The sequence below is a fragment of the Polaromonas sp. P1_G2 genome, assembly GCF_056405515.1.
Map to the genome: position 1 here is coordinate 1 of NZ_JBFUBY010001710.1, position 365 is coordinate 365.

Here is a 365-nt window from a genome sequence, read left to right on the forward strand (position 1 = left end):
GACTCATTAAGTTGAAAATGCTTTCGCACCAATCTTATTATTCCTTTAAAATCGAAAGCATAGCTCTCAATTGAATAGCCTGCAGTTGCGAATACATTTTCAGGATATTTCTCGATGCCGATATACCTATCATGGTCAGAATCGATGAAGAAAAAAATATTTCTTGTACTTCCAAAAGCTTCGATAGTTCGTTCGTATAACCCCAAGACGCCTCCCTTCCCATCACAAACGATTGGCCTGAAAGTGACTCCTGAAAGCTCTTTTTCAAAAAATACTGAATAAAACTCTTCATCTTCCTCGCCTTCGAATGCCGCGAAGAAGTCAAACTTGCCCACATCGATCGATGTCCGGAGCTTGTGCCATGC

General features: G+C 40.8%; 1 protein-coding gene. It reads right to left on the reverse strand.

Annotation, left to right across the window (positions count from 1 at the left end; all coding sequences use genetic code 11):
* Positions 1-335, reverse strand: a 335-nt coding sequence (locus AC1D0P_RS32230) for a DUF4435 domain-containing protein (RefSeq protein WP_477680441.1), incomplete at its 3' end; no start/stop codon positions are given.
* Between the last annotated feature and the right edge of the window lie 30 nt (positions 336-365).